This is a genomic window from Scytonema sp. PCC 10023, assembly GCF_963920835.1.
In the GTDB taxonomy this organism is placed as follows: domain Bacteria; phylum Cyanobacteriota; class Cyanobacteriia; order Cyanobacteriales; family Nostocaceae; genus Kalymmatonema.
Map to the genome: position 1 here is coordinate 1 of NZ_CAWUDP010000199.1, position 7,398 is coordinate 7,398.

Here is a 7,398-nt window from a genome sequence, read left to right on the forward strand (position 1 = left end):
TTAACTGTCTTAACTGTCCGTTTAAATATCTGCTTAACTGTCTTAACTGTCTTAAGTACTGTTGCATTTTTTTTGTGAAGCTGAGATGATTTGTACGCTACAAATCAAAAGATGTTTTCAAAGTGGGGGTGTTGTAAGCTTTCTTACAAGACTAATTGCTGAAATTTGGAGAATAGCAGCTTGGATGGAGGATATCGAGGTTTTTCCTACATCACTAATTTTGCCGAAATTGAAAAAGTCAAAGTCTAGGTTCCATAAAGGTTTTAGCGTATGCTATGCCCTCGGGCAAGCGTTATGCCCATCGCGTTACTGGAAATGGATAAAGTCGAGCTTAAGTCAAATTGCAAGTTATCAAAACACACCTTTTTTTAAACTACTAAATTATATAAATTGTAACTATTTGAGAATGTGAAAAATCGGTTTTACTATGAGACGAAAGTTTAGAATATTAACTGTCACTTCGTGTTAATTCTGACTACATCAGGAACTAAAATCATCAACACGATTAACAACGTTATCGGCATGGTTTCTGACGAAAAAATGCAACAGGCTTTGAATGAGAGTTTTGCAGAAGCAAGCGAGTCACTGCAACATTGTGAAAACTTTTTTGCTCTGCTACCTACCCATTGCTGGTCAGACAAAATGTTAGCCACATTCTTCAATTCTTGGAAAGCTACACACTTGAAAATGTTAGCTATATATGGGCTATCTTGCCGTTTACAACGTCTTGCTTTTACCAAAGACGCTCAAGAACGGGAACAATTATTGTTAGCCAGTGCCTTCAATGCTGAAACTAGTCACGAAGATTTGGGGTTAGACTATGAGGGTGTAACCCACGCTGCACTTTATGAAGATTTGGCAAGCAGCTTTTTAGGAAATTACCCGTGGCAATTAGATGAATATTGTTTACCACAAGCTTGTGATTTTAAGAAATGGATATATCACAACATGGTGGTAAATGATATTTACAAGGGGCTACTCACAAACATGTTCTCAGAAATTTATAAGAAATCGAGCGAGCCAAAACCACTGAGATTAAGGCTCGCAGCACGGCGAGAGCCTTAATCGTACTTCAGGCAGTGGATGTAGGCAAGCGGTTAGCCCCTTCAGGGGCTTTGACTTTTGGTTCAGGGAGTGAATCTATCCATTCATCTACCAAGCTAGACATTGTTCTATCTAACTGAACAGACAATAAGAGTAATTTATGATACCTACGTTCTGTTAGCCGAAAACTCAATCGTTTATTTTTCATAAATGTCGAACGAAGGCAATACATTCATGCTAGCATTAATTCAGTTAATAAAATTAAGGAGGTGATAACGCAGTGCTGGTTTTAGAATACAAAATTAAGAGTAAGCAACAGCAATATCGAGCTATTGATGAAGCTATTAGAACTACTCAATTTATCCGTAACAAAGCCATTCGTTATTGGATGGATGCACCTCAAGAGCAAAAAGTAGATAAGATTGCTTTGAATAACTACTCAACAGCGCTGCGTAAAGAATTTGGATTTGTTAAAGACTTGAATTCAATGGCAAGGCACGGCTGCAACAGAAAGAGCTTGGCTATCTATTGCCAGATTCTACGACAATTGCAAGTCTAAAAAGCCTGGGAAAAAGGGTTTCCCTAGGTTCCAAAGAGATAACCGATCTGTTGAATACAAAACTAGTGGATGGTCACTACATTCGACGAAACGACGCATTCACTTTACTGACAAAAAAGGGATAGGCGAAGTCAAGCTGCTAGGGAAGTGGGACATCCACGCCTATCCTGTCAAGCTAATCAAGCGAGTTCGGCTAGTCCGTAAAGCAGACGGTTACTATTGCCAGTTTGCAGTTGATGTTGAAGTTAAAACTGAGCCTAGGACAGGTAACGGTGAAATCGGTTTAGACGTGGGTCTTGAATATTTCTATTCTGATTCCAATGGACATCATGAGGAGAATCCGCGTTTTCTTAGAAAAGCTGAGAAGGCAATTAAGCACGCCCAACGTCAGATTTATAAAAAGGAAAAAGGTAAGAACCAACGACGCAAAGCAAGACAGAGATATGCCAAGAAGCATTTAAGAGTAAGTAGGCAACGTAGTGAACACGCGAAGAGACTCGCGCGTTGCGTATGCAAGGCTAACGCCTTAGTAGCCTATGAAAATTTAAATGTCAAAGGCATGGTACGAAATCACTGCTTAGCAAAGTCCATCAATGATGTAGCTTGGACACTATTTCGTCGTTGGGAGCGAATATTTTGCTGGCAAGTTCAATACTACAGTTGTTACTGTCAACCCTAGGATGACATCTCAAAAATGTAGTGATTGCGGTGCAATTGTGAAAAAATCTCTTTCAACTCGTACCCATAAGTGTGGTTGCGGATGTGAGTTGCAAAGAGATGTGAACGCAGCGATAAATATTCTAAATCTTGCAAGAGCTAGGGATGGGCAATCCCGAAGTAACGCTACAGGAGTCGCAACCTCTACTCTTCTTGGCGCAAGCCTGGTTGAGCAAGTGGCGACGATGAGTGTAGAATCTCCGTGGCTTTAGCCCGGAGAGTGTCAATAATTTCTGAGCAAGTCACTGTCCTGAACCAGACCCCATCTGCATTTTACCAACTGAGCAAAGTAGACGAACACGCCAGTTTAAGCAAACAACTGAACTTAAGACTAGTGATTTTTGGGGGAGAAGCCCTTGACTTGCCAAGCTTGAAGCCCTGGTTTGATCGACATGGCGATCAACATCCTCAGTTGGTGAATATGTATGGCATTACTGAAACGACGGTTCATGTTACCTACCGCCCCCTGTCTCTAGCCGATGTGAATGCAACGGGTAGCCCGATCGGGGTTCCCATTCCTGACTTGCAGATTTACCTCTTAGATCAATATCAACAGCCCGTTCCGATGGGAGTTCGAGGCGAGATGTATGTTGGTGGTGGAGGCGTTTCACAGGGATACTTAAACCGTGCCGACTTAACCAGCGATCGGTTTATTCCTAATCCTTTTAACCATTCAAACCTCAACATTCAAAACTCAAAATTGTATAAAACGGGAGACTTAGCAAGATATCTTCCTAGTGGAGAACTCGCCTATTTGGGGCGCATTGATCATCAAGTCAAAATTCGCGGGTTCCGCATTGAGTTAGGCGAAATTGAAGCAGTCTTGTCTCAATACCCGGTAGTCCGAGAAAGTATTGTATTGGTTCGAGAAGATGAACCTGACAATAAGCGACTGATTGCTTACATTGTCCCAGATCATCAGCAAACCTCACCCATTTTCAAGTTAGCTAATCTTAAAGAGCAAGGTAGATTGACAGAACAATCTCTGTATGAGTTGCCAAATGGCATGGTGATTACGCATCTAAACAAATCGGAAAGTGAATTCCTCTATCAAGAGATATTTGAGGCAAAGTCTTATTTACAGCATGGAATCGAGATTAATCAAGGAGACTGCATTTTTGATGTCGGGGCAAATATCGGTCTATTTACCTTATTTGCTGCCCAAATGCGTCCTAATGTAGAGGTTTACGCTTTTGAACCCATCCCGCCAGTCTTTGAATGCTTACGCTTGAATACAGAACTCTACGATCTTAAAGTCAAGCTCTTTAATAGTGGTCTTTCCAGTGAGACTAAACGTGACAAATTTACTTATTATCCCAAGGTTTCCGTAATCTCTGGACGCTTTGCTGATGCAGTTGAAGAGAAAGAAGTCGTCAAGTCCTTTTTGCTCAATCAAGAAGCGAGCGCAATCAATCGAGCAACCCTATCGAAAGAGATGCTGGATGAGTTGTTAGAAGAAAGGTTGCAGAGTGAGCAATTTACCTGTGAGTTAAAAACTTTATCTGATATTATTCATGAACATCAAGTTGAGCAGATTAATTTACTCAAAATCGATGTGGAGAAAAGTGAAAGGGATGTGCTAGCAGGCATTCAAGAATCGGATTGGCAAAAGATTAAGCAGATTATTGTTGAGGTGCATGATATCAACGGTAGACTGACTGAGATTACCAATTTGCTGAAACGGCATGGATACGACTTGACAGTTATTCAAGACCGTTTGCTTGAGAAAACTCCTCTCTACAACATCTACGCCCGACGGGTCACAGCAAAGCTTTGTCCTACCCAAAAAAACGATGACGATCAACTGTATTTCAGCGGTAAACCAATCTGGAGCAGTCTGAACCAATTCATCAAAGATATTCGCGACTATCTCAAGCAAAAATTGCCAGAATACATGGTTCCCAATGCTTTTGTTGCGTTAGAGTCTTTTCCAATCACTCCAAACGGCAAAATTGATCGCCGCGCTCTACCAGCACCAAACAGCTTCTATGGAGAGTTAGAAACTTGCTTCATCCCACCTCGCACTCCTATGGAAGTAGCGATCGCCAGCATTTGGTCTGAAGTATTATGTCTAGATAAAATAAGCATTAATGATAACTTCTTTGCACTAGGAGGGCAGTCTTTCTTAGCGACTCAAATTATTTCTCGAATCAGAAACGCGTTCTCAATTGAACTACCACTAAGTCATATATTTGAGTCACCTACGGTAGAAGAACTTAGCAAAGTCGTTGATTTGCATTCTTCAGCAAGTGAAAGACAAAATGAACTTGAATTTGGTTTAACCATACCATCCCTTGTTCCTGTTACCAATAGCACAGAATATCCCTTGTCTTGTATGCAGCAATGTATCTGGGATAGCCAACAAAAGTACTCGGATAGTTATGCCTATAATTCTTCTTTGATCGTTAGTTTTACAGGAACACTTTCTGCAAAAGTATTAGAGCAATGTATCAATGAAGTTATTTGTCGCCACGAAGTTTTGCGAACTAACTTTAAATATGTTGGTAATCAAGTTTTCCAAGTTGTCAACCCATCATTTAGGCTGAATTTGAAGCTGATAGATGTTCAAGATTTAGCTTTACCAATTCGAGAGGCTGAAATCGAGAAACTTGTAGCCAATGAAATTCAGCAATTCTTCGATCTGTTTGCTGCTCCCCCGATTAAAGCAGTGTTGCTCAGATTAGCTTCAGATAATCATCTTTTGATTATCGTAATGCACCATATCATTACCGATGGCTGGTCAATCAACATCCTATATCAGGAACTCCAATCTCTATATCATAGCTTTCTAAAAGGTCAACCTTCTCCCCTTCCCCAGCCGCCATTCCAATACAGGGACTTTATCTTTTGGGAACAGCAAGTTTCAAGGGAAAGAATTATGGAAAAGCAACTTTCCTACTGGCGCAAAAAGTTAGAAAATGCTGCGCCGCCATGTGTGCCGACTCCTGATCATTTAGACAATAGACAAAACGAACGAAAAGCCGCTTTTCATCAGCTTGTTCTATCACCAAACCTATTTTCATCCATTAAAGCACTGAGTCTCAAACAGGAAGTCACTATTTTTGTCGCAATTCTGACTGCGATAAAAATTGTGTTATTCAAATGGACTGGACAAACGGATATTGTTGTTTCAGGAGTAGTCAATAATCGAAATCAATCTGAGTTGGAGCAGATGCTTGGTTGTTTCATCAATCAAGTTCCTTTAAGAACATTAGTTTCAAATCATCAAACAGGGCTTGCTCTTTTAAAACAGATCCAGCAAACAGTTAATGAAGCCCTATCAAATCAGCTTGTAAGCATACACAAAATTGACGAAATCGTTAAGCCATACTGGGGACAAACATCTTCTAGAATTGAAATTAATATGTTAAACTTTTCATCTAAATTGAATAGCGATTGGGAATATGGAAATTTAAGGGGGCAGCAAAAAGTAGAAACTTCATATATCAATCGAGTTTGGGACAAAAACTTATTCCTGGAATTTAATATCTTTCCGTATCCTGTTGAAGCTACTGAAACATTTCTGATTCGAGTCAGATACAATTCCGACTTATTCGCAGAAGAAACAATTAGTAACCTGGTAATATGTTGCGAAAAAGTATTACATGAACTGGCTAGCAAACCAGATGATGAGTTAATTAACTATTTGAAATAGCAAGAAAGTTTTGTCATCTGTAAATTGGCGAAGGTATTGAAAATAATCAAGAGAAATGAGCAACACCGAAGATAAACACCAAGAACCTCCCAGATTTCTAGAAACCCCATCCTGCTTTTATTCTCATCAATATGCCGCCAAGTATGGCTGTGATTTAGCAATTCCAAGTTGGCTCGGTCTCGGCAGTTTGGTTTGTTACACTCGCTTAGTTGAGGAGTTTGCCTTGGAAAAAGGGTGTCCTCTCAAAATACTGACTGCTCCTCACTACTACAAAAACAATCCCAGGAATATACAAGAACCTGAAGAGGATTGGAATGATGCCATTTGGCAAAACAATCCTTACATCGATAAGATCGTCGATGCCGATGCGATTGATCCAGCCATTATGAGCGCCGTTAACTCAGAATTTGATAACTTCTGCCAATCCAGGCATGAGATCATCAATCTCTGTGCCCCATACAATTTACGCCCTCGGCAGTTACGCGGTTCTCTATTTCTTTCTTTTGAGGAAATGCAGTGGGGATTGCGATCGCTCTCTCATCTCAAGCGTCCAGTTGTTTGCTTATGTCCTTACGGTGTATCTTCTAGCCTGCCTGAGTCTCCTTGGTACTTAGATAAATGGTTACTTCTGGTTAAGACACTTAAGGAACAAGTCAGTTTCCTCCAAATCGGACACAACAATTTTGAGCAGAAGTCTTTACCTGTATTTACACCAAAAACAACCATTCGTCAGATGATGGCTTTGATCTGGGCGAGTGATGTTTATATTGGCTTTGATACTGGTCCTTCTCACATCGCTACTGCTTTGGGAAAACCTAGTGTGGTGTTATGGGATGCAGTGAGAAAAGTGTTTTTAGAAGAACACAAACAGGCAGGATTTAGTATTGCTCACATGGAACGCTGGGCTTATCCCCAAAATAGAAACCTGGTGATTTTGGGAGAAAAACATCATGAAATTTTATCCGACTGCGTTGAGTTTGTTTTGGAAGTTCTGAGTTCTTTTAAGCGGACTCATATTGAAATCTAAAAGGTTCTTCTTTAAAATTGGTAAAATTCAAAATTTCTAACTCAAGTCTCCCAACTCTAGCCAGCTTGATAGCAGCTAACGGTTCTTACACACCGCACCAGCAGTGAGTGGTTCCATGTGTTATCTCGTAAAAGCAGTCTCTGATTTATATCAATGGCTATAGGCGATCGCACTGGCAGCTTAAGGTATGTATAATCCTCTGCAAGCTCCCTCAGTATATACCCACTAACATCCTCAACATTTGTCCTCTGTTGAACAACGATAATTGGAGTATTCTTAGGATCGTTTCTCCGCCCCACAGAGTAGTCCTTAAACTTGCGTAACGTTTCCGTTCTTACTTGTTTACCGAGAATTGAAGGGTGAAAGCCCCTGCATTTATGCATGGGGATGAAACCC

General features: G+C 40.5%; 4 protein-coding genes and 2 pseudogenes. 4 read left to right on the plus strand and 2 right to left on the minus strand.

The window, feature by feature from the left end:
* Positions 1–462: 462 nt before the first annotated feature.
* Entirely contained in the window at positions 463–1,065 is a 603-nt protein-coding gene (locus tag ACM0OZ_RS47190; protein WP_414589880.1) for a hypothetical protein, read from the plus strand.
* Between the two features lie 7 nt (positions 1,066–1,072).
* Here the strand turns inward: ACM0OZ_RS47190 and ACM0OZ_RS47195 are convergent, their stop codons facing one another.
* Positions 1,073–1,252, minus strand: coding sequence for a hypothetical protein (locus ACM0OZ_RS47195; protein WP_414589881.1), 180 nt, complete (start codon positions 1,250–1,252; stop codon positions 1,073–1,075).
* A gap of 72 nt (positions 1,253–1,324) precedes the next feature.
* Here ACM0OZ_RS47195 and ACM0OZ_RS47200 point away from each other — a divergent pair.
* The 3 genes and pseudogenes from ACM0OZ_RS47200 (at position 1,325) to ACM0OZ_RS47210 (ending at position 7,002) form a co-directional block, all read left to right on the plus strand.
* A pseudogene (locus ACM0OZ_RS47200) lies at positions 1,325–2,532 on the plus strand (RNA-guided endonuclease InsQ/TnpB family protein).
* A 14-nt stretch (positions 2,533–2,546) separates the two neighbouring features.
* Positions 2,547–5,975: pseudogene (locus ACM0OZ_RS47205) on the plus strand (FkbM family methyltransferase); the annotation flags it as partial.
* A 55-nt stretch (positions 5,976–6,030) separates the two neighbouring features.
* Positions 6,031–7,002 carry a glycosyltransferase family 9 protein gene (locus ACM0OZ_RS47210; protein ID WP_414589882.1) on the plus strand — a complete coding sequence of 324 codons (972 nt, stop codon included), beginning with the start codon at positions 6,031–6,033 and terminating at the stop codon, positions 7,000–7,002.
* 56 nt (positions 7,003–7,058) lie between these two features.
* Here ACM0OZ_RS47210 and ACM0OZ_RS47215 read toward each other — a convergent pair.
* Positions 7,059–7,398: hypothetical protein (locus ACM0OZ_RS47215; RefSeq protein ID WP_414589883.1), on the minus strand; the 340-nt coding region annotated here is incomplete at its 5' end.

Bases quoted from the DNA above. Each gene is read 5' to 3' on its own strand.
- ACM0OZ_RS47195 (WP_414589881.1), bottom strand. From the start codon at position 1,252: ATGAAAAATAAACGATTGAGTTTTCGGCTAACAGAACGTAGGTATCAT.
- ACM0OZ_RS47210 (WP_414589882.1), top strand. From the start codon at position 6,031: ATGAGCAACACCGAAGATAAACACCAAGAACCTCCCAGATTTCTAGAA.